Here is a 25,547-nt window from a genome sequence, read left to right as displayed (position 1 = left end):
TATTCGGGCTTACTACGTTTTGAGAAATTTTTAGAGACTTGCAATACGCTTCATGCAAGGTTTACTACTACATTAATAGAGAGTGAGTTATGGCCTCTTTACAAGATCAACTTCTTAAAGCCGGATTGGCTGATAAAGCGTCTGCAAAGCAAGCACGCGCTGACAAACGTAAAAAGCAAAAACAGAAAAATAAGCAAAAGCAGCCGGTGGTAGATGAGGCAACTTTGGCGGCTCAGAAAGCGGCGGAAGAGAAAAAAGCTCGCTCTCGTGAGTTAAACCAATTGCAGCAGGAAGAACGTGAAAAACGTTCTATCGCGGCTCAAGTAAGACAGCTTATCAACGTTAATAAGCAGCCTCGAAAAGGTGAAACTGTACTTAATTTTACTCACGATAACGTGGTAAAACGCATGTACGTGAGTGAAGAAATGCACAAGCAAGTGACAAAAGGTCGTTTGACTGTGGTATTACTCGATGATGCTTACGAACTGGTTCCAACGCCAGTGGCTGACAAGATTGCTCAGCGTGATGAATCTTCAATTATATATCGCGCCGATTTAGATAAAAGTGGTAGCGACGGAAAAGACGAAGATGAAGACGACTGGTATGCCGACTACGAAATCCCAGACGATTTAACCTGGTAGTTTTTCTAAACTCACCACCTTTTGTCTTTTAGCAAAGCTAGGTGGTGAGTAAATGCTTAGAACCATTATTTCACTCACTAACGTTTTAACAACCTTTCCTAATACCCGTTCTCTATTTTCATGTTTTTAGCGCAATTGAACTTCAAAGGTACTTCATTGTTATCGATGTTTTTTTTCTAACATTTTGTAATTATGAAAGAAAATATATAAATAGTTCTCTTCAGAAAATCTTATTTCGGCCGTAAGATTTAAATATCAAGGAAAGATGTTACTTCTACTTTCTAGGCTATAGTTATTAATGCGCATAAGTATCGCTGTCCAACATTATTTTCGTTAGGTGTTGTTTCTTAATTCAGGAGGGAAGCCATGAAGGGTTTACCGAAGCTGGTCCTAGGTGTCGTAATATCACTTTGCATGTCACTACCTGTAAATGCTGGGCTATTCAACATCTCTATTAATAATCTTGGAGGGCTAACGCCTTCACAATCAAGTGCGTTTGATGATGCAATTATGTATTGGGAGTCTTACTTAATAGGCGTTCAAAGCTCGTTTGATCATAGTATTGTTATCGATGCCAGCGGTGCGCCAATTGATGGAGCGGGCGGAATATTAGGTAGTGCTGGTCCGTCGAGTGTTACTCAGCTTTCCGACAGCACTTACGTTTATGCAAATAAAGGTCGCATGCGCTTCGATACAGCAGATTTAAATAACATGGAAAATAACGGCACACTTTTCGATGTTATCGTGCACGAAATGGCTCATGTTATCGGGTTTGGCACTTTGTGGACGACTGATTTTTTTATCGCAGGGAGCCAATCTAATTACGTCAATGGCACAGGGCGCTACACTGGAGAATACGCTTTGGAAATCTACCGCCGTGAGTTTGTCGAAGACGCCACCTTTATTCCTGTTGAACTCGGCGGTGGAGACGGTACTGCCAATAGTCATTGGGACGAGCCTTGGCCTGGTGGCGCATCAGACTTAATGACCGGCTATTTGGGGCCCTATCCAATTACCCTAAGTGATACTACTGTCGCTTCGTTTGCTGACATTGGTTATTTAACTACCGTCACGCACCCTGTCAGCGAAGCCACAACGATATGGCTGTTTCTACTTTCTTTAGGGTTTATAATAAGAAAAAAGCCCATACGGTCTAGTGCGCGCTTTCTGCAAATTGTATAACCTAATATCTTCACTTAGTGCTATGGTGCGTTTATGAAGTTGCGTGTCATCGTTATTCTTGATTATAGAGAAAAATCACCTCTTGGGCTTGCAATAAACAATAGAAAAACAGGCGCTCCTATTGCTAAGCAGTGCTTTACATTTTTAAGCGGAAATAATGAGGGAAAGCTTGATAAGAGAGAAACGAGAAGTAGATAAAGTGAATAAAGCTCTTATCGGACTAGTGTTAGCGGGTGGCCAATCGCGCAGAATGGGACAAGATAAAGCCCTTATGCGTTATCAGGGAGCCACGCTTATTGAGCATGCTTCATCGCTGTTAAAGGCTGCAGGGTGTGATGAGGTGTTAATCAGCCGCAATGCGCCAAATTTTTTAAATGATAAAATTGACGATGCAGGTCCACTAGGTGGTGTGCATGCAGCACTGGAAGTTTTATGTAATTCAAATGCGGGCAAGGGTAGCGCTATTGAATTGCTTGTCCTTCCTGTGGATATGCCCCAGATGACGCCTCAGCTTTTGAAGGCGCTAGTGTCAGCAGGGCGGGAAGCCCAGCGTTCGGTTTATGTGGAAAACCGCTTTTTGCCTTTTTACTTGTCTGTTATGCACAATACTAACGCCATGTTAACTCATTACTTGGTTGACCAAAACAAGCGGCGTGTGGTGGGTTTCTTAGAAACCCTAGATGCCGTTGCTCTTGAAGAAGCTAATTTTACGCGCACAAAAAGAGTAAATGGCGATCAAGAAAAACAGAGCGATGAGATAACCCGAGTGAATGAAGCGCAATGGCTGAATGTTAATACGCCAGATGATTGGCCTGATGACAAATAACACCGAATACCAAGCATTAGTTTTAGATGGCGTATCTAAAACTCAGCGCTTTACTCTTGCTGAAGAGGTCGCATTGAGCATCAGTTACAACGGTATTAACTATGCAGTAATGCTTGTTACGCCCAAAGATATTGAAGACTTTATTGTTGGCTTCAGTTTAAGTAACGACATTATTGAACACCCCCGCCAGCTTTATGGTATTGAATTGACATACCACGAAGAACACATCAATGCTGAAGTGGATATTGCTAACCAAGCTTTTTGGAAGTTAAAAGAAAATAAACGGCAATTGGCAGGGGCATCGGGCTGTGGGCTTTGTGGTGTCGAAGCGTTGGATAACGCTTTGCCTCAACTCCAACCTTTAGATCCATTGCCTCTACCAGAAGCAAGCTGGTTTGAAGGGTTGCGAGACCTAATTTCGCAAGCGCAAGCCCTAGCGCAGCAAAGCGGAGCAGTGCACGGCGCGCTCTATATTGATGCCAAGCACAATGTACTGGCGTGTCGTGAAGATATAGGAAGGCATAACGCTTTTGATAAGTTAATTGGGGCAATTGCGGCTAATAAACTTTATCAAAAGGATTGCCTTGTAGTGCTAACCAGTCGCTGCAGTTTAGAATTAGTGCAGAAGGCGATAAGAGCAAAATTACCTTTGCTTGTAACCCTTTCAGCACCTACTGCATTATCCGTCAAGTGGGCTAACCGCTATGGTGTCACCCTTATTCACGTGCCTAAGTATGACCCTCCGAGGGCCTATGCGCCGCAAGCTAATTAAGTTGCCGCAAGCTAATTAAGTCGCCGCAAGCCAAATAGATTACCTCAAGCTAACTGACCCCTAAAACGAAAAAAGACCCCGATAGGGCTCAAGACAGTTAATTATCATAGACGTTTTATCGGGGTCTTTAGGCATAAATCTATACTGCAGATACTGCTATTCGTCCATCCGACTCGGACTTTGAAAGCTTGATAGCAATAAACTTTGAAGTTGGCGTGAAGGTGCCGTCACCATAGCTTTCCAGTGGCACTAACGGGTTTGTTTCTGGGTAGTACGCGGCGGCTTGGCCGGGCGGTATGTCATAAGCCACTAACATAAATTGTTTAATCTGGCGTATTTTGCCGTCGTTCCACATAGAGGTAATGTCGACTTTATCGCCGTCTTTAAATCCCAGTTTTTCGATATCACTTTCGTTAACAAAAAGGACATCACGGGCGCCAAACACGTTTCTGTAACGGTCGTCCATACCATAGATAGTGGTGTTGTATTGATCGTGAGAGCGCAGCGTTTGCAAAATAAGGTCAGGCTTTTCCCCTTGAGTAACTAGGTCTGCATTTAACAGTGAATTTGGCAGCGAGTTAACGGCAAATTCAGCCTTGCCTGAAGGTGTTAACCAGTGCCGTTCGCTAGCTGCGTTACCTAGGTGAAAGCCGCCGGGTTGCGCAAGTTTGTTATTAAAGTCTTTAAAGCCGTCTATCGTATCGGCAATAAGTTCGCGAATGTTATCGTAGTCGCTAATTAAGACATCCCAGTCTACCGGCGTGTTACCCAGCGTCGCTTTCGCGATACCCGCGATTATGGCTGGTTCCGAGCGAAGTTCAGGCGAGCTCGGCGGTAGCTGACCGTAGGATATATGAACCATAGAAAACGTATCTTCAACGGTTACGCCCTGTTGTCCATTGGCCTGCATGTCCACTTCAGTTCTACCTAAGCAAGGCAAAATAAGTGCATCTTTGCCGGTGGTAAGGTGAGAGCGGTTTAGTTTGGTGGCGATATGTACCGTTAAGTCGCATTTTGATAAGGCAGCATGTGTACGAGGCGTATCTGGTGTTGCTTGGGCAAAATTACCTCCTAATCCGATAAATACCTTGGCTTCGCCTTTCTCCATTGCCTGAATGGCCTGTACGGTGTTATGGCCATTTTCTCGCGGTACCGCAAAATCAAACTTATCTTCTAACGCGTCGAGTAACGCCTTAGGCGGCGCTTCGTTAATACCTACTGTTCTATCACCTTGCACATTGCTATGACCCCGCACCGGCGATAGTCCTGCGCCAGGTTTGCCAACGTTTCCTCGTAATAACTGAACATTCACAATTTCTTGAACCGTAGCAACGGAATGTTTGTGCTGTGTAATTCCCATTGCCCAGCACATGATCACCCGCTCTCCACGCTTGTACATAGTAGCCGCGTGGCGGATGTCGTCTTTAGATAAACCGCTTTGTGCTTCAATATGTTCCCAACTTGTATTGTCGACTACAGCTAAATAGTCGTCCATGCCGTTGGTATGCGTATTGATAAAATCGTGGTCAAACACAGGAGAAGCGTTTTCCGCTTTTGCTTCCTGCTCCCAGGTTAGCAACCATTTCGCAATGCCCCGCATGACTGCCATATCGCCGCCAAGGGCAGGCCTGAAGTAAGCGGTATTAGTTGGCGTTGAGCCATTGGTTAGCATTTCTATGGGGTGTTGAGGATGCTGGAACTTTTCTAGCCCGCGCTCTTTTAATGGGTTTAAGCAAATTACCTGGGCGCCTCTTCGCACAGCGTCGCGCAGAGGCTCTAACATGCGTGGGTGGTTAGTGCCCGGATTTTGCCCGATAACAAATATCGTATCCGCCTTTTCAAAATCGTTGAAAGTGACTGTGCCTTTACCTACGCCTATGGTGGGTTTCATACCTTGCCCCGAGGCTTCATGACACATATTCGAGCAATCGGGAAAGTTATTGGTGCCAAATGCACGTACAAAAAGTTGATATAGGTAAGCGGCTTCGTTACTTGCTCGACCCGACGTATAAAATTCGGCTTGATGTGGTGAGCTTAGATTATTTAAATGTTTGGCGATGAGTGCAAACGCATTATCCCAGGAAACGGGTTCGTAATGATCAGTCTCAGCGTTATAGCGCATAGGGTGGGTAAGCCTTCCCTGTGACTCCAGCCAGTAGTCGGTATGTTTTTTTAGTGAACTTACAGAATGGTTTGAGAAAAATGCAGGATCAGCATGACGACCAGTAGATTCCCAATTCACTGCTTTAGCGCCATTCTCGCAGAATTTGACTAATCCACTTTCTGGTGACTCTCCCCACGCGCAGCCCGGGCAGTCAAAACCTTTATCTTGATTAGTTTTAAGCATTGCCCGTAAATTTTTTAGCGGCTTCTCACTTTGGATCCAGCTTTGAGTTACGCTTTTTAAAGCGCCCCATCCACCAGCGGGTTTGTCGTAAGTTTTGATGTTGCGCTTATCACTCATATTCTGCCCCTGTGCCCGCGCGGGTGTTTGCTCATGTATACAAGACCTAGTAGCAAAGTACCTTAACTATTTTTAAATGGTGTTCCAATTAATTACGCCGACTAAATTATAGGGTTCATCAATTAAACGCTTATTTCCAGTCGCCAGTCTGAAGTGCATAGGGAGACCTTTCCGTTATCTCATGGGAGTAGGGGTATATTCCCGCAATATGTGTAACCGATACTACCGATAAGGACACAAAACGCTCCGCTCCTTTAAACGCAGTTCCTTTGAACTCAGTCTCTTTAAACACAGAAGCTTTAGATTCAATCGGTTCGACCTTAGCTTTAGCTTTTACGAAAAAAAGGTCACCTGTCTTATTGTCCCAAAAACACAAACCTACGCGCGGGTCCAGTAGGATGTTGCCCAAAGTATTAAAGAACTTATTTCCGCTAAAATCTGGGAAGGTTATTGTATTTCCTTTCACGTTAACAAAGCCTGCTTTGCCCCCTCTGTGAGAAACGTCCAATCCTTCGTTTGCTTCTTGTCCCAGAGAACTATGCCTTGAAGCAATAAAAAATGTCTCAGCGCTTTCTATTATTGTGCGAGCTCTGGTGTCTATTACATTTGTTGTGGTAGTGGTCATATTGACGTTGTAAAACACGTTACTCTCTGGCTGTCCACCTATGACAAGACGTCGCTTTTTTGTCGTGTTTCGTTTATGAATATACTGAGGGCAGTTACCAAAACTTTGATCCACCAGTACCGTAAGATTGCCTTTTTTCGCGTGGCTTATCGTACCGTTTAGGCGATTTCTCCGCCTCGTGGCATATTCAATCCCGACTATGCCGATTTTGCTTCCTGCCATCACATCTAAGTTCAGTGAGTTTTGTATCATGTTTAAGACTTCATCTGGCAGGTGAAATCTTAATTGTGTGGGAGAAGGGCTTTCTATTAAGTCATCCTCTCCCCAAATTGGCATGGCTACAGGGTAGCCTTCGTCATCTACCAAAGCGAAAACGGTGAACGGACTTGATGTGAAGAACAGCCTGTGTTGCTCTGGCATGTAGCTACGGATAAAGCCATTGGTTCGCTCGCCGATTTCCTTATCAATACCCAGCTTCTTTTGCAGGGCGATTTCACCATAGTGAAACGCAGGGTTTATTGACGATAGCTTAGGTAGTGACATAACGACCTCCTAATTGCGTGCTGGCGCAATGTCGGATGATGGCATTGGAACAAAACCGTTTAAGCTTTCGATAGCGTTTAGCCATTCAGTTATGTAAGGATACTTTTCCAGCGATATGCCACCTTCAGGGGCGTGAGCCATGTACGAATACATAGCGATGTCTGCGGCGGTGACGTGATTTCCTACTAGAAAAATACTTGTTGAGTTTGATAGATATACTTCCATGTTTTCAAGCAATGTAGCGCTTGTAGCAAGTACAGTGGGAACATGAACTGTTGCGCCAAACACGTATTCCAAGCGAGCGGCGGCGGGCCCCTTGGCAAGTTCACCTGCCGAGACGGACAGCCAGCGTTGGATACGCGCTTTTTCTTCGGCATCCTTTCCCAGCCAATAATCGCTGTCTGCGTATGCGTGGATTAAATAAACCAGAATGGCATTTGAGTCAGCTAGAGTAATATCGCCGTCTGTTATCACGGGGACTTGTTTGAAAACATTAAGTACACTAAAGCGCTCACTTTTGTGCTCGCCACTAGCCATATCAGGTTCAACGGTTATAAAGGGAATGGCGTTGAGCGCCATAAATAGCGAAACTTTATGACAGTGGCCAGACTTAGGGTTTTGAATCAAAGTAATAGGACGTTGGGGTTTAACTTTATTTATTTGGTGCGTCATGGGTTTACTTCTCACAATAGACATAGTTAGATTAATGCCGTCACTGAACTTGTTTATAGTTCAAGCTCCGACAGTGAAGGAAAGTCGTCGGGGCGTCGGTTACCATCCCAGGTAAATTTTCTATCACCCTCAGCAATAGGAAGTTCGTTAATACTGGCTATACGCTTTTCCATTAGGCCTTCTAAGTTGAACTGCCAATTTTCGTTGCCGTAAGCTCTGAACCACTGTCCAGAATCGTTTTTGTACTCATAGGCAAAGCGGACCGCAATACGGTTTGCGTTGAACGTCCATAGCTCTTTTACCAGTTTATAATTAAGCTCTTTGTTCCACTTTCTCGTTAAAAAACTTACTATTTGAGCTCGCCCTTCAATGAACTCTGCGCGGTTGCGCCAGCTACAGTCAAAGGTATAAGCACCCGCAACTTTTACCGGATCTTTACTGTTCCAAGCGTCTTCAGCAAGGCGCACTTTTTGCGCAGCGGTTTTAAGTGAAAATGGTGGTGTTGGCGCTCTCATAAATGTCTCCCCTTGTTATCGGTCTGTGGTTTATCAATATTGTTTTAATTGAAAGTGCGAATAAGGTTATGGGAATACTAATGCTTTCCTTTTATTTAATAATTGGCTATTTTTAAAATTCATAATTTCAAAAAGTGAAATAATATGGATAAGCTTTTGTGTATGAAAGTGTTTGTCGAGGCGGCTAAATCGGGTAGCTTTGTAGGGGCTGCAGACACTTTGTCGATGTCAGCGCCTGCCATTACTCGCTGTATTGCACAGTTGGAATCTCAGTTAAATACAAGGCTTTTTCATCGCACAACACGGCAAATAAAGCTGAGCGAAGTGGGAGAGCATTACTTAAGTCATGCCTCACGTATATTGAACGACATTGAACAAAGTGAAGCTGCCGTATCTGGCTTAGATCTCGCGCCACGAGGTGAACTCAATATAACTGCGCCTATATTATTCGGAGAGCGTTACATAACGCCGATTATTTCTCAGTTCCTAAAGGATTATCCTAATATTTCAATTAACGGTCATTTTCACGATGACGTCGTGAATCTGATTGATAATAATATTGATGTAGCAATACGAATTGGTAAGCCGAAAGATTCATCGCTTTATGGTGTTACTGTTGGGTATGTAAGGCGCGTAACCTGCGCAGCACCTGCTTACCTAGAAAGCAGCGGGCCCATCAAGAAACCGGAAGATTTAAAACAGCATAGCATTTTGTTTCCTACACGATTCAACGAACCTGCCATATGGACCTACCACAAAGGTGGCAAAGCTATACCTGTTAAGCTTACGCCTCGCTTTCAGTCTAACCAAAATAGAGCGGCAATTAATGCTGCAAAAGATGGTGTAGGTGTTGTACGGCTTATGTCTTACCAGGTTGCTGATGCGCTTAAAAGTGGTGAATTGGTTAGCTTGTTAGAAGATGTGGAAGATAACAAGTTGCCTATCCAAGTGGTGAGTGTTGAAGGACGAAAAAAACTCACCAAAATTAAAACCTTCATCGACTATGTAAAGGCCGGATTAGCAAATAACGAATATCTTAACCCTTAGTGAGCATCCAAAAGGTTAGGGGAATTGCGATGGGGAAAGCTGCTTACCATCACAAAATAAAACCGTTGTGCTAAGCGAAAGCGATTCTGTTTAAAGTGAGCTTGATACGCTTTGTGGGTAAATACCAATGGGGTACACTACTACGACAGGTCATGAGCTTTAGTCTTTTACTATCGCGCTTTTAACAACAAACGTTACCGTGCAATATAAGAACGTTAATAATAGAAATTCATCGGGGTAATATGGTTTCTTGGCAATCACTCACTTTTAATGAACTTACGAATCACCAACTCTTCGACCTGCTTAAGCTGCGAGTCGATGTTTTTGTTGTTGAGCAAAACTGCCCCTATCCAGAACTAGATGAAAAAGACCGTCATTCGCAAACCCATCACTTAATGGGCTTTGAAAATAATAAACTTGTGGCGTGTGCACGATTACTTGGTGAAGGTGTCAGTTATCCATCTGTCAGTATCGGCCGTGTTGCGACGAGTAAAGCCTTTCGGGGGAAAGGAGCGGGTAAAGCCCTTATGCGTGAAGCCATTGATCACTGTGAAGCATTGTGGCCAGGCTGCGATATTGAAATTGGCGCCCAAGAGTATTTAAAACGCTTTTATGAGAGTTTTGGTTTTGAAGCCACATCAACCATGTATTTGGAAGATGACATCCCTCATATAGATATGAAAAGAGCAGGTACGGCAAAAGCGTAATTCGGTGTCTAGCTCGAAAAATCGGTTGGCATGACCTGTAGCTTTGGCTCAGGCGTATAGCCAGAGTATTAAGCGGCCTTGGTTACTCATGCCCACCGATAAGTGGTGCTTTTATATGCACCTATATACTATCAATTAAAAACCGAATGCTTATTTCGCTTTTGGTAGTTGAGATACCAACTCATTCAACCCGCTCACTACAGTGTCAGGTGATAGCGCTAAAGGATAGAGCACTTTGCCGGGGCGAGCGATAAATGCAGCTTGCCAGCCCGCTTGTTTAGCCCCAGCAATATCCCACCCGTGAGCCGCGACCAACATAGCGTCTTCTGCTGCTATGCCCATTTTTTCAATAGCCCACTCATAAGTGCGTGTATCGGGCTTGTACAAGTTAATATCTTCAACGCTAAGTCGCTCGTCGAAGTAAGACAGTAGGTCTGCATTTTTAAACTGAGTATACACGCCTTTATTAGACGAATTGGTAAGGCTGACCAGTTTATAGCCCTTGTCTTTTAGCGCCTGCAAGCCATCGCGTACGTCTGGGTGAGGGGGAAGGCTACGCAAAGGCGTGACAATCGCCGTTTTAGCCTGCTCTTTAGTTAATTCAATACCTTCAATTTCAGCGACCATCAATAGTGAGGCAACGCCAATCTCTCCAAAGGTGTGAAAGCGACCAGTGGTTGAGTCGACCAGCGAGTGATGCAGCATGGTAGAGAACCAAAGCGGTAACAAATCATCTCGCCCTCCTAATGCTTCACCCACCGAACTGCGCATAGCGGTAAGGTCAAGAAGGGTCTCGTTTACATCAAAAAAGATAACTTTGGGCGCGCGCAATTCTTTCTTATCTACCTGAATTGCATCGGTATTTCCTGTTTGCGCAAAAACAGGTGATGACAGCAGACCTAGGCCTAAAGCGGTTGCACAACATATCCGTGATAGTAATGATGAAGGTGAACGAGCCATGATTATCCTTAATTAATATTTGAACGAGTGTTCAAAATAAGATGGATAAGGCTTTAATGCAATAGCTAATGAGACGAAATGACGGTTTTCTGATGGTTAACCGATCCCCATTACCCTTAATGTTTTGATAAATTTGGCGTCCTTGCTTTGAAGTTTTTATCCATCCTGCTGAGTAAAAGCGACTATAAGGCGCCGATGAAGGCTTTTTGCGAGCTTTTACCGTTTTTGCGGGTTAAGGGCTTACCTCACTATGTATTAAGGGCTTTGGTTTACACTTTCTGCTTTAAGGCGGCTAAGGCGATATTAGTTTGGTACTGAAGCTCTGCATCTATTTTCCAGTGTTTTGGGCTCCAGCCAGATAAGAAACGATAAAAGTCAGCGCAGGCAAAGGGATACAGCATTTTCCATTCAGCAATAACGTACTGAATGTCAATGCTTGTAAAATAAGAAGGAGCATCATGGTGTGACAGGCGAGCTTGTAGTGCGCCTTCTAGTGCAACGAAATACGTATTGAGTAAAGCGTCCCTATGGGCTATATGGGTCTCAGTGGGTAATGCGCTACCCAAAAAGTAAGCCACATCTTTTATTCCAACACCATAACCAACATACTGAAAGTCGACGGCGGCACAGTCAGAAAAATCTTCGGTAAAACAGAAGTTAGCCACTTTAGCATCGCCATGCACTAGTGTTTGATAGTGAGCACTGGCTAAAGTTTTAGCTATAGTAACGGCGTTTTGTTTTAACAGACCCTCTGGCATGGCTTGGAACTCATCTTCACGTGTAGCTAAGTGCCAATAAGTACCTTCAGGCCACAATTGTAAATTTCGGCTATCAAATTCACTTCTTACATTAAGAAAACATGCGTGAAAGTGAGCTAGCCATTTTAAAACGGTTTTGCATTGCGCTGCGGTAAGTGAAGTCGCGGTGCGAGAATAACCAATGCTTGCTAAGTCCTCCATAACAAGAAGGGAGGATTCGCCGTGTAGGTCGTGTCTTATATATTTGGCAGTGGGGCAGCCACTAATAATTTGCGTTTGTACTTGGCTATAAAAACAGTTTTCTACCTTAAAAGATTGGCACTTGCGGTCGTGGCTCGCGTCGCCGTTCCAGCCTTTGGGGTGTGATAGCGTGTTTGGCGGTGTGGCGCATTTTACCACAACCTGGGTAACCCGTTTGTGGTGGTTGACTTTGTGTAAGGCTCTTGAGCTTTCTTGCGATTGCTGACTTGGTTCTGCACGAACAGAGCCATTATTTTTACTGTCATTTACGGTGCCGTCACTGGAATAGTCTAGCGTGGCACGAAAGCACGCACCGTAACCACTCCAAAGGGGCTGAATTAGTTGTGTGTTTAATATTCGTGCGTTACACACTTGGCTTAACCAATCGATATATTGCTGGTTTACCGTGCCTGACATTTTATTCTCAATTCCGACTCTATTTTAAAAGTACACTAACAAACAAAAAAGCCGCTCGAAAGCGGCTTTTACATGCATTAGCTAGTAAAACACTAGCGGCTGAGATTTATTCAACCACTGTTGCGTCTTTAACAACGTCACTTACTGATTGAGGAAGTGTTGTAGTCGCTGATGCGTGCGAGTTTACGTGCGACATGGCCGCAGTCTTACCCGATACTGCCAGTGCAGGTCGTGTGTCGTCAGCCTTTGCTGTAAGTGCAACATCAACAAATGTGTCGTCTACTACCGCAGGCAATGCCATAGGGTGAGATGCACCACGCTTGCCTTTTCCGCTAGCGGCCAGGCTAGTCGAAACAGGTGCTGCCTTCACAGTGCGCTTTTCTTTAGCAGCAGGCTTAGCGGCTTTTACATCTTGCGCTGGAGCTTCAGATCCTGCTTTTGCAGGTGCATCTGCCAAGTTAATTTCAACTTGTTCTGGCGATGTTGTTTCATCTTTTGCTTCTGACGCTGGGCTTGCACTCTCGGTATCGATAGCTTCACCTGTCGATTCAGTGTCTACTGCAGACGAGGTTTCTTCAGGTGCACTTGCTCGCTCAGCACTTTGTGCTTCTTTAGCCTGTTCGGTTTTAGCGGTAGCGTTATCTTCTGCTGAAGTTGCTTCAGTCGTAGAAGAATTATCTTCCGCTGAAGGCTTATCTTCCGCTGAAGGCTTATCTTCCGCTGAAGGCTCTGCATCAAACTGAAGTTCGTCCTGAACGGCTTCAACATCAAGCTTGGCTTTTTCTTGCTTGCCTTGGTTAGATGCTGGCTGCTCGTCGGCTGGCGCTAGTTGACCAGGCTCCTGTGCTTGCGTTTCTTCAACAACAGGCGCTTCAGCTTTAGCTGTCGCAGCAACTTCAACCTCAGGTGCTTGCGGTGAAAGCTCGCCAGGTTGCTTAGCTTGAGTATCTGCATCGTCAACTTGCTGCGCTTCTTTCTTGCGACGTTGACCAGCTGCACGAACATGGCGAGGTGAACGGCGCGAACGGCCACGACCTTCACGTTTTTGACCTTGTTCTTCGTTGTGAGCTTCAGTGTTGTTATCAGCAGTCGCTTCAACGCCTTCAACCGATTCGTTAGCTACTGGAGCTTGACTATCACCCTTAGTCACATCCGATTCAGCACTAACTGGCTTAGCGTCAACAGGTTTGTCAGCTACTTGTTGTTCCGCTTGCGGCACTGGCTTCTTAGCGTCTTGCTTAGACTCGCTTTTATTTTCAGCTGGCGCTTTTGTTTTCTCTACTTTCGGTGCTTTAGGCTTTTGCTGCACCGGTGTCTCTTTTGGTGCAGGGGCCGACTGGGTTTCGTTTTGTTCTGCAGTATTTACGACAGTGTCGTCTTTCTTCACACGAACGCTACGGCGCTTGTCACGGCGTTTTCTGCGTTCAGCCACTTCACGCTTCTTCTGCGCTTGGTTTTCTTGCTGCTCGCCTTCGTGTTGATCTTGCTTAGGCTTTTGTTGCTCATCGCGAGGTTGTTGGGCTTTACGCGGCTTACGGCCTTTGCTATTGCGCTTGTCGTCTTGGTCCTGGCGCTGGTCTCTTCGCTGTTCTTGATTCTGATCTCTTCGTTGATCGCCGCGAGCTTTGCGATTGTCTTTCTGTTCGCCATCACGATTTTGATCTTTATCTTGGTCTCGGCCTTTAGACTGGCTGCCACGGCGATTGTTTTTATTGCGCGGCTTACGACGACGGTCGTCGTTATTGCGACTGCGGTTATTTCTATTTTGGTTACCAGACTGTGCTTTCTTGTCTTTATTGGTTTCTTCTTCGCTTTCGCTACCAAACAAATCACTGATCCATTTGCCAAAGCGAGCAAATAGCGAAGGCACGTCGTCAGCTTGCTTTGCTGGCTCTTCTTTAGGCGGTACAACAGGTGCAGCCGTTGGCGCAACTAGCCCTTTAAGCGCAGGCTCTTCGCGCTTAACTGGCGCCGTGGTTGTCGTTTCTGTTTCAGCTTCTACCGCAGGCATTAGCTCTACGTCGTAGCTTGATTCAGACACAACGTCGTCCGGACGTCGGCGCAACACCTGGTAATGAGGTGTATCTAAGTTTGCATTAGGAATAAGCAGTAAATCTACGCCATGACGCTTTTCAAGAAGCTGAATTGATTTACGTTTTTCGTTAAGTAAATAAGTTGCAACTGGAACAGGTAGCTGTGCTTCAATCTGCCCTGTATTTTCTTTTATGCTTTCTTCTTCCAAAATACGAAGAATAGACAGTGCTAAAGATTCAGTACCGCGAATGGTGCCGTGACCAGAGCATCGCGGGCACACGTGGTGCGCTGATTCACCTAGAGAAGGGCGCAAACGCTGGCGAGACATCTCCAATAGACCAAAGCGAGAAATACGACCAAGCTGTACACGGGCTCTGTCACTTCTTACCGCGTCTTTCATGCGGTTTTCGACTTCACGTTGGTGACGTACTGGCGTCATGTCGATGAAGTCAATAACAACCAAGCCGCCCAAGTCGCGAAGACGCAATTGGCGAGCAATCTCGTCTGCCGCTTCTAAGTTAGTATTAAGAGCAGTCTCTTCAATATCACCACCCTTAGTTGCGCGGGCAGAGTTGATATCAATTGATGTTAGTGCTTCGGTTGGGTCGATAACAATTGAGCCGCCGGACGGTAAGCGTACTTCACGCTGGAACGCAGACTCAATTTGGCTTTCTATTTGATAGTGGCTAAATAACGGAACTTCACCGCGATAAAGCTTTACGCGGTTTGCAAAGTCAGGGCGAACCAACTGAATGTGCTGTAAGGCTTGCTCGTAAATGCTGGTTTTATCGATAAGGATCTCGCCGATATCGCGACGCAGGTAGTCACGAATAGCGCGTACAATAACGTTACTTTCCTGGTGAATTAGGAAAGGCGCTTCGCGCTCTTCAGCTACCTCTGAAATAGCTTCCCAATGCTTAAGTAAGACTTTTAAATCCCACTCTAACTCTTCGTACGACTTGCCTACGCCGGCAGTACGAACAATTAGGCCCATACCTTCAGGAAGGTCTAACTTGCTTAGTGATTCCTTAAGCTCAGTACGCTCGTCGCCTTCAATGCGGCGTGAAATACCGCCAGCGCGTGGGTTGTTTGGCATAAGCACCAAATAGCTACCCGCAAGCGATAGGAATGTAGTTAAGGCTGCGCCTTTCTGACCGCGTTCTTCTTTATCAATTTGAACAATAACTTCTTGGCCTTCTTTGATCACATCTTTGATGTTAGGGCGGCCTTCGAATTTGTAACCTTTAGGAAAGTAAGTGCGGGCAATTTCTTTGAGTGGAAGGAAACCGTGGCGCTCTGCGCCGTAGTCGACAAAAGCAGCTTCTAAGCTTGGTTCAACGCGAGTAATTTTACCCTTGTAGATGTTCGCTTTTTTCTGCTCGTGCCCTGGGCTTTCAATATCTAAATCGTACAACCGTTGCCCATCAACAAGGGCAACGCGCAACTCTTCTTGCTGAGTTGCATTAATTAACATTCTTTTCATTGTATCTAACTCTGTTTTAGTACAGCCGTTAAGACACAAAATTAAAGTGACATGTGCAAACCCTCACCGCGCAACCTCACGGCTGGACGGGGACTTTGTTGTTTCGTCGCATTATCCTTGGTGGTTGGCCATGTCAGCACCGTTTTTAGTGCTCAATTTCAACTGTTTCCGCTTGTGTCTTATTTTCAGACAAATTCGCAAGCGAATGGTAATGGCCACACTGCTTTAAGGATGTCGGGAGCGACTAGCCCTTATTACTGTATTCTTTTTTACGAGCAATTTTATATGCTCGCTAGTCATTTAATTCTGTTAGTTAACGGCAAACTTATTTTATGTTCGCAAGCAATGGCGGTTGCTTTATTACGGCAGTGTAGTCGTTGCCTCTCTAGCTTGGTTGGTCTGAAAAATATTTTTTCATTGCGGATGCTACCAACGCGAACGCCATACTTTTTCGTTTTACAAGTGTGAGTAGCATCGTCGTTCTTTATAGATTGCTATCTCGTTCTCGATTGTTGTTTTTATAACGCTGAGTTTCACGTTTCTGGAAGGGCGTTTGTTTACCACTTACTATCAAAAACTAAAATGTGAATATTACCGTTCAAAAAACGACGTTAATTATCGCACCAAAACTGCAAATTTAGCAAGGAAAGCAAGTGAATAAATTGTGTATATCTCAATAAGTAGGCTGTTCACTGAGCGCAGATGAATGGCGAAAAACCGCCTTTGGTTAAAATTGCGGCGATAAATGCTTTTTTAAATTATTTCTCACTTTCAATTAGCCCAGAGAAATAGCAATGAGGTATACTCTGGGCATGAAAGAAGAAGCTCCCAAAAAAGTACGTTTTGTAACGGTTGAAGCCGACTTGGCTGGTCAACGTATCGATAACTTTTTGCGTACGCAGTTAAAAGGCGTGCCTAAAAGTATGATCTATCGCATTTTACGCAAAGGTGAAGTGCGAGTGAACAAAGGTCGTGTAAAGCCTGAATACAAGCTACAAGCCGACGATTTAGTCAGAATTCCACCTGTTCGTGTGTCGGAAGGCGCACCTGCGCCTTCGCCTAAACTAGATAAAATTGCAGCGCTTGAGTCTCATATTCTTTTTGAAGACGACCGAATACTTGTTATAAACAAGCCGTCTGGAATGGCGGTGCACGGCGGCAGTGGTTTAAGCTTTGGTTTAATTGAGGGCTTAAGAGCCTTGCGCCCCGAAGCTAAGTTTATGGAATTGGTACATAGACTTGACCGCGATACCTCTGGCTGTATTTTAATTGCTAAGAAGCGTTCTGCCCTTCGTCATATGCACGAGCAACTTCGCACGGGCAAAATGGACAAGCGCTATAATGCACTGGTTGCAGGTGAATGGCCTAAAACTCGATTTAAAGTTAAGGCGCCGCTTCGCAAGAACGTACTTCAATCGGGCGAGCGCATGGTAAGTGTAAGTGACGATGGTAAACCGTCTGAAACGCGCTACCGCATATTAGAAGAATACGCAGGGGCTACCTTAGTTGAGGCGTCGCCGATTACGGGTAGAACGCACCAAATTCGCGTTCATTGCCTACACGCAGGTCATCCTATTGCTTGCGACTCAAAATATGGAGATGCGAATTTCGATGCGTCAATGCGCCAAAGAGGGCTAAACAGACTGTTCCTTCACGCTCGCAGTATTTCGCTGGTACATCCAGCAACTGAAGAGCGGGTTACGTTCACGGCACCACTAGACAACACACTCTCAAATACACTCAAAGCGCTGTAATTTATGTATTCAAAGAATCAGGCTGTGGCAGCACAGTCTATTGACTCGTTAAACGAAAATAACCCCAAATATAAATTAGTCATCTTTGATTGGGATGGCACCTTAATGGACTCGGCGGCGAAAATCGTCAGCTGCATGCAGCTAGCAGCAGAGCAGTGTGGTATGCCAATTCCTACCTATGATGAGGTAGGGCATATTATCGGCATAAGTTTAAGGCCGGCCATAAAGCAGCTTTTTAAAATTGAAGATGATGAATTAGCTGAGCGTTTAGTTGCAGCTTATAAAGAAGCGTTTGTTACCCGTGATACTACACCGTGCCCACTGTTTAATGACGTTGAGCAGCTTCTCGGTAATTTAAAAGAAGCGGGGTGCACGTTAGCCGTTGCTACGGGGAAAGCGCGCCGTGGCCTTGATAGAGCATGGGCACAAACAGGAACCGGTCTTTTTTTCAGTGCGTCGCGCACAGCTGACGACGCAGAATCAAAACCCTCGCCAGATATGTTGTTGCAGCTTCTTGATGAGCTTGGGTTTGAAGTAGAAGATGCTGTGATGATAGGTGATACAACCTATGACATGCAGATGGCCAAAACCATTGGAATGGACAGAATAGGGGTGTCATACGGCGTACATGCGCAGGTATATTTAGAAGCACTGTCACCAGTGGCGCTTGTTCATTCCATTAAGGAGCTAGAAGCAGCGCTATTTTAATAGCCCTGCTTCTTGTCGGCGTATTCCTTCATTTGTATTAACTACTACTGAGTTGCCATAGCTAATAAATTGATATTGAAGTGCGCGTCCAATAGCTCGTTTAATAGCATAATAGGAAGGCCGATTAAGCTATTCGGGTCTCGGCTTTCTATTTTATCAAACAGTAATACACCTAATCCTTCGCTTTTAAAACTACCGGCGCAATCTAGCGGCTGCTCTTTTTCTACATAGGCGCGAATGACAGCTTCGCTGTTATGACGAAAGAGAACTCGGGTTTCATCTACCTGCGTTATTGTCTTATTGGTACTAGGCTGATAAAGACTAAGTGCAGTATAAAATGACACTTGCTTACCTTGGCACGCCATAAGTTGATTAACTGCATTTTTAGATGTCCCTGGTTTGCCGAGTAACTGAGGCCCTGTGTCGGTTTGTACCAAAGCCACTTGGTCGCTACCAATAATAATGGTGTCGCTTTCTACATTATCTAGTCTACCTATATCTGCGGCTACTTTATGCGCTTTCTGCTGCGCAAGACGAAAGCTTAACGCAGTAGGACTCTCATTAGCGAAGGGAGTTTCGTCTATATCAGGTGTGTGGGTGTCTACATAAATACCAATGTTGGCAAGCAGCATTTTGCGGTATTGCGATGACGAAGCGAGGATAAGAGAGGCCACAAATACTCCTTTTATAAAATCATTATGTTGCATAACATTAAGGCTTATTAAACTTTGATGTACATTTTTTGCAGCGGTCCGTGTGCCATTTAGACCCAAATACGTATTTCAAAGGTTAACCGACCCTCATGCACAATGTTACATTATCACTGCGGACGACATACAGCCTTTTATTGTAGGTTAAAACGCAATTTTGCTTTGACAGGAAGGGGTTGACCCTATATCATGCGCGCCCTATGCAGAAAGTGAAACTCCCTCATTCGGTTGAACCGACTAAAAGTGCCATGAAACGTTCCGATTATCGGGGCGTGATTGCGTCTAAAGATATGGAACGATTGAGTGAAGCAGTTGTCCGATGCAGTGACTATGTGGACGCAGAAGTACAGTTCGAAAAAGACGCGCAGGGTCTTACTGTCTTTCACGGTCATTTAGCCACGCAGGTAACACTTATCTGTCAAAGGTGTAATGGTGAACTCGATTATCCCGTGGAAGCGGAATTCTGTTTTACTCCAGTGCAGGGAGAAGAACAAGAAAGCGACGACATCATTCCCGAGGCTTACGAACCGGTAGAGGTCAACGACCACGGAGAAGTTAATCTGCTTCGAATTTTTGAAGACGAGCTACTGTTATCTTTGCCAATTGTACCCCTTCATGCAGAGTCGGAGTGTACGGTGAAGCAAGACGATATGTCGTTTGGAAAGATTGAACCGGAACAAGAGCGACAAAACCCTTTCGCGGTTTTGAAAGAACTTAAGCGAGACCAGGAGTAAGTTATGGCAGTACAACAAAATCGTAAAACGCGTTCTAAGCGCGGTATGCGTCGCTCACACGATGCATTGACAGGCGCGACTTTGTCTGTCGATTCAACGTCAGGCGAAACTCACCGTCGTCACCACGTGACTGCTGACGGTTATTATAAAGGCAAGAAAGTAATCGGCGCGTAATACGGCGACTACATTTTGTCTACACTAACCATAGCGTTAGATATCATGGGGGGCGATCATGGTCCCCCTGTTATCCTTTCTGCGGCCGTAAAGGCTATCCAACTCCATCCCGATGTGCATTTCACATTGTGCGGTGACGAAGAAATTATCAATTCTAGCCTACAGTCGCTTACCGATGCTGAACGCAACCGCGTTACGATAAAGCATTGCTCGCAAGTGGTTGAAATGGGCGAAGCACCTACATCAGCATTACGTTACAAGAAAGATTCTTCTATGCGTCGTGTTATCGAACTTGTCGAAAACGGCGAAGCTGATGCGTGCGTAAGCGCAGGTAATACTGGTGCATTACTCACCTTGTCCTTCTACCTACTCAAAACCTTATCAGGCATTGATAGGCCCGCGCTTATTAACATGATGCCCACAACAGGGAACCATAACGTTTTTCTTCTAGATTTAGGCGCTAACGTAAACTGTACGCCTGAAATACTTTTCCAATATGGTGTGATGGGTTCAGTGCTTGCCCAAGAGGTGGCCGGCATAGCATCGCCACGGGTTGCCCTATTGAACGTAGGTGAAGAAGACATAAAAGGTAACGCGCAGGTAAAATCTGCCGACCAGCTTTTTAAAGATGCACCAGGTATTAATTACATTGGTTATGTAGAAGGCGACGACATTTTCACCGATCATGCTGATGTAGTGGTTACAGACGGCTTTACCGGAAATGTAGCACTTAAATCGAGCGAAGGACTGGCTAAGCTGGTAATAAATGAAGTAAAACGCCAGTCACAGAAGAACTTTTATACCCGTTTATTGGCAAAAATTGCCTTCCCATTACTGAAATCTATCTATAACAGCGTGAACCCCGACCAGTATAACGGTGCGAGTCTGATAGGATTGCGCGGCATTGTTATCAAGAGTCACGGAAATGCACAAAAAGACGCCTTTTATTACGCCATCGTGCAAGCAATGAAAGAAGCAAAAATGCATTTACCTGAAAAGATAAAGACTAAGATAGAAACGGTATTGTTGGAGCAGCTTTGAGCAAATATTCACGCTTTATAGGAACAGGTAGCTATTATCCCAGCGACGTGCGTACAAACGCAGATTTAGAGCAAATGGTGGACACCAGTGACGAATGGATCACTGACCGTACCGGGATAAAAGAGCGACGTATTATTGGAGCAGATGAAACCGCTGCTACCATGGGGGCAGAAGCCAGTAAAAAAGCCATCGAAATGGCGGGCATCGACCCAAAATCTATTGACATGATTGTGTGCGCTACCACAAGTGGTCGCTATGCGCTTCCAAGCACAGCATGTGAAATTCAGCGCATCCTTGATTTAGACGGCATCCCTGCATTTGATGTAGCAGCTGCGTGTGCAGGTTATTGCTACGCGTTGAGTGTTGCTGACCAATACATTAAATCAGGAATGGCTAAACGCATTCTTGTAATCGGAACCGACTGCTTAAGCCGTCTAATAGACCCAGAAGACAGAACTATGGTAATTCTGTTTGGTGACGCAGCAGGCGCGACCATTATAGAAGCCAGTGATGAGCCAGGCATCTTGTCTACACATATTCATGCCGCCGGTTCATATGGAGACCTATTGTACGTGGGCAATCCAACACGAGGTGATGAACAATCCGTTCATGAGAACTGGGGTGTGATGCGCGGCAATGAAGTTTTTAAAGTTGCGGTAACAAAGCTTTCAGAAGTGGTTGAACAAACCCTTGCCGCTAATGGTATGCAAAAATCAGATCTTGACTGGTTAGTACCTCACCAAGCAAACTTTAGAATTATTAAAGCAACAGCTAAAAAGCTGAATATGTCTCTTGATCAAGTAGTGCTTACGTTAGAGCAGTATGGTAATACCTCTGCTGCTACCGTACCTACAGCACTTGATACAGCTATCAGAGACGGCCGCATTCAACGCGGACAGCATTTATTACTAGAAGCATTCGGAGGCGGATTTGCTTGGGCATCAGCGCTTGTTCGCTATTAGCCTTGCTGCTGTTTGCCTTGTTAAAGGGCATTCCAACTTCGACGTTTTCTCGTTTCTAGTAAATTAAAAATAATAAGGAATCGACATGACAAAGACAGCCTGTGTATTTCCAGGACAAGGTTCGCAAAGCGTAGGTATGCTTAAGGAGCTCGCCGAGACCTCTCCTATTATCGAAGCGACGTTTAAAGAAGCGTCTGACGCACTTGGGTATGATCTGTGGGATTTAGTGCAAAACGATGCAGACGGTAAACTCAATGAAACGCATATCACGCAGCCAGCGTTACTTGCCGCGAGTGTTGCAATATGGCGTGTTATACGCGAGCAGGGTATAGACGTAGATTACTTAGCGGGTCACAGCCTTGGTGAGTATTCAGCGCTAGTGTGCGGCGGCGCCATGGATTTTGCTGATGCTATAAAGCTTGTAGAAGCCCGCGGTAAATATATGCAAGAAGCTGTACCGGCCGGTGCGGGTGCCATGTACGCCATTATCGGATTAGATGATGCTGCCATTGCTGATATTTGCCAGCAAACCGCCATTGCTACAGGTGATGTGGTTGCGCCAGTTAACTTTAACTCTCCGGGCCAAGTAGTTATTGCTGGCGAAAAGAACGCCGCCGAGCAGGCCGCGAATGCGTGTAAAGAGGCGGGTGCTAAGCGCGCACTTCCTCTTGCGGTAAGTGTGCCTTCACACTGTGAGCTAATGCGCCCAGCGGCAGACAAGTTAGAAGACGCGTTATCGTCATTGAACGTTAATGAGCCTGCAATCAATATTGTCAACAATGTAGATGTGACTATTGAAACTCAAGGCGATGCAATCAAAAACGCATTAGTGAGACAACTTTATTGCCCTGTTCAGTGGACTCGTACTGTTGAATATTTAGCGGCAGCGGGCGTTGAGCGCGTTATTGAAGTAGGTCCTGGTAAAGTACTTACCGGATTGAACAAACGTATCGATAAGAGCCTCACGTCTCTAGCAGTTAATACACCTGACGGTGTTGAAGCATTAAAACTATAAGGAAACGCAATGAGTCAATTAGACGGTAAAATTGCGCTTGTTACCGGCGCAAGCCGAGGTATAGGCAAAGCGATTGCCACGCAGCTTGCCCAGCAAGGTGCTACGGTTATTGGAACTGCAACCAGTGAAAACGGTGCACAAACAATCAGCGACTATCTTTCTGAGTTTGGCGGCAAAGGCTTTGCGCTAAATGTCACCAACAAAGAAAGCGTTGATGCAACATTAAAAGCAATTAACGAAGCGTTTGGTAGCATCGATATTTTGGTCAATAATGCAGGTATCACCCGTGATAATCTGCTAATGCGCATGAAAGATGACGAGTGGCAAGATATTATTGACACTAACTTAACCTCTATTTTTACAATGTCAAAAGCGGTACTTCGCGGTATGATGAAGAAGCGCTGTGGTCGCATTGTAAATATCGGTTCAGTGGTGGGCAGTGCGGGGAACGCTGGTCAGGCAAACTATGCCGCGGCCAAAGCAGGGGTTATTGGTTTCTCCAAATCGATGGCTCGTGAAGTAGCTTCTCGTGGAATTACCATCAACGTTGTGGCGCCTGGTTTTATCGATACCGATATGACAAAAGCGCTGACCGATGACCAAAAAGAAGCCATTTTCAAAGATATTCCGGCGAACCGCTTAGGTGCGCCTGATGAAATTGCAGCCACTGTTGCCTTTTTAGTGAGCGATGGTGCAGCCTATATTACAGGCGAAACCATCCATGTAAATGGTGGTATGTATATGGGGTAAATTCGCAAAAATTGCGAATTTTCCTTAGTTTGGGGTGGTATTTACCCGAACTTGGATGTAAAAATAGTATTTTACGAATTTCGAATGTCGCTGGTTTGACCAGAAAATTTGTTTAAACTGGTGCTTGCAAGGATGTACCTTGCAAAATAAACTAGCGGCACTTTTATTATCTAGTGACGTTTAAGGGAAACCTAGAATTATGAGTAACATTGAAGAACGCGTTAAGAAAATCATTGTTGAACAACTTGGCGTGAAAGAAGAAGAAGTAAAAGCAGAAGCTTCATTCGTTGACGATTTAGGCGCTGATTCACTTGACACTGTTGAGCTAGTGATGGCTTTGGAAGAAGAATTCGACACTGAAATTCCTGACGAAGAAGCAGAAAAAATTACTACTGTTCAGTCTGCAATTGACTACATCAACGCTAATAAAGACGCTTAAGTCTTAAGTAGCGACAAAGCGGCTCTTCTTACAGAGCCGTTTTTGTATCTCCTACCTTAGTTCCAAAGCGAGGGCTTTTTGTGACAAAACGTCGCGTAGTGGTTACTGGTCTTGGAATGCTTTCACCATTAGGTCTTAATAGCGAAGACACATGGCGCAAACTGCTCGCAGGCGAGAGCGGCATTGGTGAAATCACCCATTTCGATTGTAGTAACTATTCAACCCGTTTCGCAGGTCAAATTAACGATTTTGATCCGCAGGAATACATTGAAAAGAAAGAAACCAAGAAGATGGACCGCTTTATCCAGCTGGGTATAGCAGCAGGCAAGCAAGCCTTGGTCGATTCTGGTTTAACTGTTTCACAGGATAATGCGCATCGCATAGGTGTAGCTATTGGTTCAGGTATCGGTGGTTTAGAGCAAATCGAACAAAACCATTTGAAACTGACGAATAGTGGCCCTAAACGCGTATCGCCATTTTTTGTACCTTCAACCATTACCAACATGATCTCTGGCTTTTTGTCTATCATGGAAGGGTTGAAAGGACCGAATTTAAACGTTGTGACTGCGTGTACAACAGGCGTTCATAACATAGGTATTGCCGCAAGAACGATTGCTTATGGCGATGCTGACGCCATGCTGGCCGGTGGCGCAGAAGCGTCGATTACGCCGTTAGGTATGGCGGGCTTTGCCGCAGCACGTGCGTTGTCATCTCGTAATGACGATCCACAGGCAGCAAGCCGCCCATGGGATAAAGACCGCGATGGTTTTGTCATGGGTGAGGGCGCTGGCGTGGTAATGCTAGAAGAATACGAAGCAGCTAAGGCACGTGGTGCTACCATCTATGCTGAGCTGGTTGGATTCGGCATGAGCGGTGACGCATACCACATGACCTCTCCACCTGAAGATGGTGAAGGTGCGGCTGCGTCTATGCAAAATGCAATAAATGATGCAAAGATGGACGCAAGCGATATTGGCTACGTTAATGCACATGGTACGTCTACGCCTGCTGGCGACATTGCTGAGGTGGCTGCGGTAAAACGCGTGTTCAATGATCATGCTTATAAGCTACTTGTTAGCTCTACTAAATCAATGACAGGTCATTTACTAGGTGCCGCGGGTTCGGTTGAGGCAATTTTCACTATTTTGGCACTGCGTGACAAAATGGCGCCGCCAACCATTAACTTAGATGAGCCAGGTGAAGGTTGCGACTTAGATTTTGTTGCACACAAAGCGAAAGCATTCAATGAAGACTATGCACTATGTAATTCATTCGGATTTGGTGGTACAAACGGTTCATTGATTTTCAAGCGTATCTAACGCACCGTATCTAATACAATATGAGTGTTTTTCACTTATATGTAAAAGGCAGCTT

The 25,547-nt window shown here is 45.1% G+C and carries 25 protein-coding genes; 17 read left to right on the top strand and 8 right to left on the bottom strand.

Annotation, left to right across the window (positions count from 1 at the left end; translation table 11 throughout):
* Positions 1-89 precede the first annotated feature (89 nt).
* From D1814_RS19140 to fdhD, 5 genes are all read left to right on the top strand, one after another.
* The gene (locus D1814_RS19140; RefSeq protein ID WP_025254953.1) at positions 90-641 is read left to right on the top strand and encodes a DUF2058 domain-containing protein; all 552 of its coding nucleotides are present in this window, start codon (positions 90-92) and stop codon (positions 639-641) included.
* A gap of 366 nt (positions 642-1,007) precedes the next feature.
* Positions 1,008-1,823 carry a leishmanolysin-related zinc metalloendopeptidase gene (locus tag D1814_RS19135; RefSeq protein WP_118495225.1) on the top strand — a complete coding sequence of 272 codons (816 nt, stop codon included), beginning with the start codon at positions 1,008-1,010 and terminating at the stop codon, positions 1,821-1,823.
* A gap of 33 nt (positions 1,824-1,856) precedes the next feature.
* Positions 1,857-2,021 (top strand): hypothetical protein, encoded by a 165-nt coding sequence (locus tag D1814_RS19475; protein WP_162889807.1) that lies wholly within the window; start codon positions 1,857-1,859, stop codon positions 2,019-2,021.
* 1 nt (position 2,022) lies between these two features.
* On the top strand, positions 2,023-2,649 hold the full coding sequence (gene mobA, locus D1814_RS19130) for a molybdenum cofactor guanylyltransferase (protein WP_232368932.1): 627 nt from the start codon (positions 2,023-2,025) through the stop codon (positions 2,647-2,649).
* Positions 2,639-3,421 carry a formate dehydrogenase accessory sulfurtransferase FdhD gene (fdhD, locus tag D1814_RS19125; RefSeq protein WP_118495223.1) on the top strand — a complete coding sequence of 261 codons (783 nt, stop codon included), beginning with the start codon at positions 2,639-2,641 and terminating at the stop codon, positions 3,419-3,421. The genes mobA and fdhD overlap by 11 nt, the downstream gene beginning before the upstream one ends.
* Positions 3,422-3,560: 139 nt before the next feature.
* Here the strand turns inward: fdhD and D1814_RS19120 are convergent, their stop codons facing one another.
* From D1814_RS19120 to D1814_RS19105, 4 genes are all read right to left on the bottom strand, one after another.
* Entirely contained in the window at positions 3,561-5,885 is a 2,325-nt protein-coding gene (locus tag D1814_RS19120; RefSeq protein WP_118495222.1) for an FdhF/YdeP family oxidoreductase, read from the bottom strand.
* 130 nt (positions 5,886-6,015) lie between these two features.
* Positions 6,016-7,053, bottom strand: coding sequence for a pyridoxamine 5'-phosphate oxidase family protein (locus D1814_RS19115; protein ID WP_118495221.1), 1,038 nt, complete (start codon positions 7,051-7,053; stop codon positions 6,016-6,018).
* A 9-nt stretch (positions 7,054-7,062) separates the two neighbouring features.
* A complete protein-coding gene (locus D1814_RS19110; RefSeq protein ID WP_118495220.1) occupies positions 7,063-7,725 on the bottom strand; it encodes a glutathione S-transferase family protein in 663 nt (220 codons plus the stop codon).
* Positions 7,726-7,778: 53 nt separating this feature from the next.
* Positions 7,779-8,240, bottom strand: a complete 462-nt coding sequence (locus D1814_RS19105; RefSeq protein ID WP_118495219.1) for a nuclear transport factor 2 family protein — start codon at positions 8,238-8,240, stop codon at positions 7,779-7,781.
* Positions 8,241-8,384: 144 nt separating this feature from the next.
* On the opposite strand from D1814_RS19105, the gene D1814_RS19100 reads away from it, so the two are divergent.
* Both D1814_RS19100 and D1814_RS19095 read left to right on the top strand, forming a co-directional pair.
* On the top strand, positions 8,385-9,287 hold the full coding sequence (locus tag D1814_RS19100; RefSeq protein ID WP_232368931.1) for a LysR family transcriptional regulator: 903 nt from the start codon (positions 8,385-8,387) through the stop codon (positions 9,285-9,287).
* 242 nt (positions 9,288-9,529) lie between these two features.
* Positions 9,530-9,994 (top strand): GNAT family N-acetyltransferase, encoded by a 465-nt coding sequence (locus tag D1814_RS19095; RefSeq protein WP_118495218.1) that lies wholly within the window; start codon positions 9,530-9,532, stop codon positions 9,992-9,994.
* A 150-nt stretch (positions 9,995-10,144) separates the two neighbouring features.
* Here the strand turns inward: D1814_RS19095 and D1814_RS19090 are convergent, their stop codons facing one another.
* The 3 genes from D1814_RS19090 to rne form a co-directional block, all read right to left on the bottom strand.
* A complete protein-coding gene (locus tag D1814_RS19090; RefSeq protein WP_118495217.1) occupies positions 10,145-10,954 on the bottom strand; it encodes a haloacid dehalogenase type II in 810 nt (269 codons plus the stop codon).
* 269 nt (positions 10,955-11,223) lie between these two features.
* Positions 11,224-12,369 (bottom strand): phosphotransferase, encoded by a 1,146-nt coding sequence (locus tag D1814_RS19085; protein ID WP_118495216.1) that lies wholly within the window; start codon positions 12,367-12,369, stop codon positions 11,224-11,226.
* A 106-nt stretch (positions 12,370-12,475) separates the two neighbouring features.
* Positions 12,476-15,886: a ribonuclease E gene (rne, locus tag D1814_RS19080; protein WP_118495215.1), complete on the bottom strand. Its 3,411-nt coding sequence runs from the start codon at positions 15,884-15,886 to the stop codon at positions 12,476-12,478.
* An 812-nt stretch (positions 15,887-16,698) separates the two neighbouring features.
* On the opposite strand from rne, the gene rluC reads away from it, so the two are divergent.
* Positions 16,699-17,640, top strand: a complete 942-nt coding sequence (rluC, locus tag D1814_RS19075; RefSeq protein WP_118495214.1) for a 23S rRNA pseudouridine(955/2504/2580) synthase RluC — start codon at positions 16,699-16,701, stop codon at positions 17,638-17,640.
* A 3-nt stretch (positions 17,641-17,643) separates the two neighbouring features.
* Complete coding sequence (locus D1814_RS19070; RefSeq protein WP_118495213.1) at positions 17,644-18,348, top strand: HAD family hydrolase; 705 nt, start codon at positions 17,644-17,646, stop codon at positions 18,346-18,348.
* Between the two features lie 44 nt (positions 18,349-18,392).
* On the opposite strand, the gene D1814_RS19065 is transcribed toward D1814_RS19070, so the two are convergent.
* The gene (locus D1814_RS19065; protein ID WP_118495212.1) at positions 18,393-19,022 is read right to left on the bottom strand and encodes a Maf family protein; all 630 of its coding nucleotides are present in this window, start codon (positions 19,020-19,022) and stop codon (positions 18,393-18,395) included.
* 236 nt (positions 19,023-19,258) lie between these two features.
* On the opposite strand from D1814_RS19065, the gene yceD reads away from it, so the two are divergent.
* The 8 genes from yceD to fabF all read left to right on the top strand — a co-directional run bounded on the left by yceD (position 19,259) and on the right by fabF (position 25,492).
* Positions 19,259-19,792, top strand: a complete 534-nt coding sequence (gene yceD, locus D1814_RS19060) for a 23S rRNA accumulation protein YceD (protein WP_118495211.1) — start codon at positions 19,259-19,261, stop codon at positions 19,790-19,792.
* 3 nt (positions 19,793-19,795) lie between these two features.
* Positions 19,796-19,966: a 50S ribosomal protein L32 gene (gene rpmF / locus D1814_RS19055; RefSeq protein ID WP_012518206.1), complete on the top strand. Its 171-nt coding sequence runs from the start codon at positions 19,796-19,798 to the stop codon at positions 19,964-19,966.
* Between the two features lie 45 nt (positions 19,967-20,011).
* Positions 20,012-21,007, top strand: coding sequence for a phosphate acyltransferase PlsX (plsX, locus tag D1814_RS19050; protein ID WP_442857727.1), 996 nt, complete (start codon positions 20,012-20,014; stop codon positions 21,005-21,007).
* Positions 21,004-21,969 carry a beta-ketoacyl-ACP synthase III gene (locus D1814_RS19045; protein ID WP_071814538.1) on the top strand — a complete coding sequence of 322 codons (966 nt, stop codon included), beginning with the start codon at positions 21,004-21,006 and terminating at the stop codon, positions 21,967-21,969. The genes plsX and D1814_RS19045 overlap by 4 nt, the downstream gene beginning before the upstream one ends.
* Before the next feature lie 85 nt (positions 21,970-22,054).
* Complete coding sequence (fabD, locus tag D1814_RS19040; RefSeq protein ID WP_118495209.1) at positions 22,055-22,984, top strand: ACP S-malonyltransferase; 930 nt, start codon at positions 22,055-22,057, stop codon at positions 22,982-22,984.
* A 9-nt stretch (positions 22,985-22,993) separates the two neighbouring features.
* Complete coding sequence (gene fabG, locus D1814_RS19035; protein WP_118495208.1) at positions 22,994-23,734, top strand: 3-oxoacyl-ACP reductase FabG; 741 nt, start codon at positions 22,994-22,996, stop codon at positions 23,732-23,734.
* Positions 23,735-23,933: 199 nt separating this feature from the next.
* Positions 23,934-24,173 carry an acyl carrier protein gene (gene acpP, locus D1814_RS19030; RefSeq protein ID WP_012518211.1) on the top strand — a complete coding sequence of 80 codons (240 nt, stop codon included), beginning with the start codon at positions 23,934-23,936 and terminating at the stop codon, positions 24,171-24,173.
* 80 nt (positions 24,174-24,253) lie between these two features.
* Positions 24,254-25,492, top strand: a complete 1,239-nt coding sequence (fabF, locus tag D1814_RS19025) for a beta-ketoacyl-ACP synthase II (protein WP_118495207.1) — start codon at positions 24,254-24,256, stop codon at positions 25,490-25,492.
* The last annotated feature ends 55 nt before the right edge of the window (positions 25,493-25,547 follow it).

Origin of the sequence: Alteromonas sp. BL110 (assembly GCF_003443615.1) — a bacterium.
Taxonomy (GTDB): domain Bacteria; phylum Pseudomonadota; class Gammaproteobacteria; order Enterobacterales; family Alteromonadaceae; genus Alteromonas.
Note: the sequence above shows the minus strand (reverse complement) of the source record. Positions and strands in the feature narration are given on the sequence as shown.

Excerpts from the sequence above, each read along its gene's own strand:
- D1814_RS19140 (WP_025254953.1), top strand. The coding sequence starts at position 90 with ATGGCCTCTTTACAAGATCAACTTCTTAAAGCCGGATTGGCTGATAAA.
- D1814_RS19135 (WP_118495225.1), top strand. The coding sequence starts at position 1,008 with ATGAAGGGTTTACCGAAGCTGGTCCTAGGTGTCGTAATATCACTTTGC.
- D1814_RS19475 (WP_162889807.1), top strand. The coding sequence starts at position 1,857 with ATGAAGTTGCGTGTCATCGTTATTCTTGATTATAGAGAAAAATCACCT.
- fdhD (WP_118495223.1), top strand. The coding sequence starts at position 2,639 with ATGACAAATAACACCGAATACCAAGCATTAGTTTTAGATGGCGTATCT.
- D1814_RS19120 (WP_118495222.1), bottom strand. The coding sequence starts at position 5,885 with ATGAGTGATAAGCGCAACATCAAAACTTACGACAAACCCGCTGGTGGA.
- D1814_RS19115 (WP_118495221.1), bottom strand. The coding sequence starts at position 7,053 with ATGTCACTACCTAAGCTATCGTCAATAAACCCTGCGTTTCACTATGGT.
- D1814_RS19110 (WP_118495220.1), bottom strand. The coding sequence starts at position 7,725 with ATGACGCACCAAATAAATAAAGTTAAACCCCAACGTCCTATTACTTTG.
- D1814_RS19105 (WP_118495219.1), bottom strand. The coding sequence starts at position 8,240 with ATGAGAGCGCCAACACCACCATTTTCACTTAAAACCGCTGCGCAAAAA.
- D1814_RS19100 (WP_232368931.1), top strand. The coding sequence starts at position 8,385 with ATGGATAAGCTTTTGTGTATGAAAGTGTTTGTCGAGGCGGCTAAATCG.
- D1814_RS19095 (WP_118495218.1), top strand. The coding sequence starts at position 9,530 with ATGGTTTCTTGGCAATCACTCACTTTTAATGAACTTACGAATCACCAA.
- D1814_RS19090 (WP_118495217.1), bottom strand. The coding sequence starts at position 10,954 with ATGGCTCGTTCACCTTCATCATTACTATCACGGATATGTTGTGCAACC.
- D1814_RS19085 (WP_118495216.1), bottom strand. The coding sequence starts at position 12,369 with ATGTCAGGCACGGTAAACCAGCAATATATCGATTGGTTAAGCCAAGTG.
- rne (WP_118495215.1), bottom strand. The coding sequence starts at position 15,886 with ATGAAAAGAATGTTAATTAATGCAACTCAGCAAGAAGAGTTGCGCGTT.
- rluC (WP_118495214.1), top strand. The coding sequence starts at position 16,699 with ATGAAAGAAGAAGCTCCCAAAAAAGTACGTTTTGTAACGGTTGAAGCC.
- D1814_RS19070 (WP_118495213.1), top strand. The coding sequence starts at position 17,644 with ATGTATTCAAAGAATCAGGCTGTGGCAGCACAGTCTATTGACTCGTTA.
- yceD (WP_118495211.1), top strand. The coding sequence starts at position 19,259 with ATGCAGAAAGTGAAACTCCCTCATTCGGTTGAACCGACTAAAAGTGCC.
- rpmF (WP_012518206.1), top strand. The coding sequence starts at position 19,796 with ATGGCAGTACAACAAAATCGTAAAACGCGTTCTAAGCGCGGTATGCGT.
- plsX (WP_442857727.1), top strand. The coding sequence starts at position 20,012 with ATGGGGGGCGATCATGGTCCCCCTGTTATCCTTTCTGCGGCCGTAAAG.
- fabD (WP_118495209.1), top strand. The coding sequence starts at position 22,055 with ATGACAAAGACAGCCTGTGTATTTCCAGGACAAGGTTCGCAAAGCGTA.
- fabG (WP_118495208.1), top strand. The coding sequence starts at position 22,994 with ATGAGTCAATTAGACGGTAAAATTGCGCTTGTTACCGGCGCAAGCCGA.
- acpP (WP_012518211.1), top strand. The coding sequence starts at position 23,934 with ATGAGTAACATTGAAGAACGCGTTAAGAAAATCATTGTTGAACAACTT.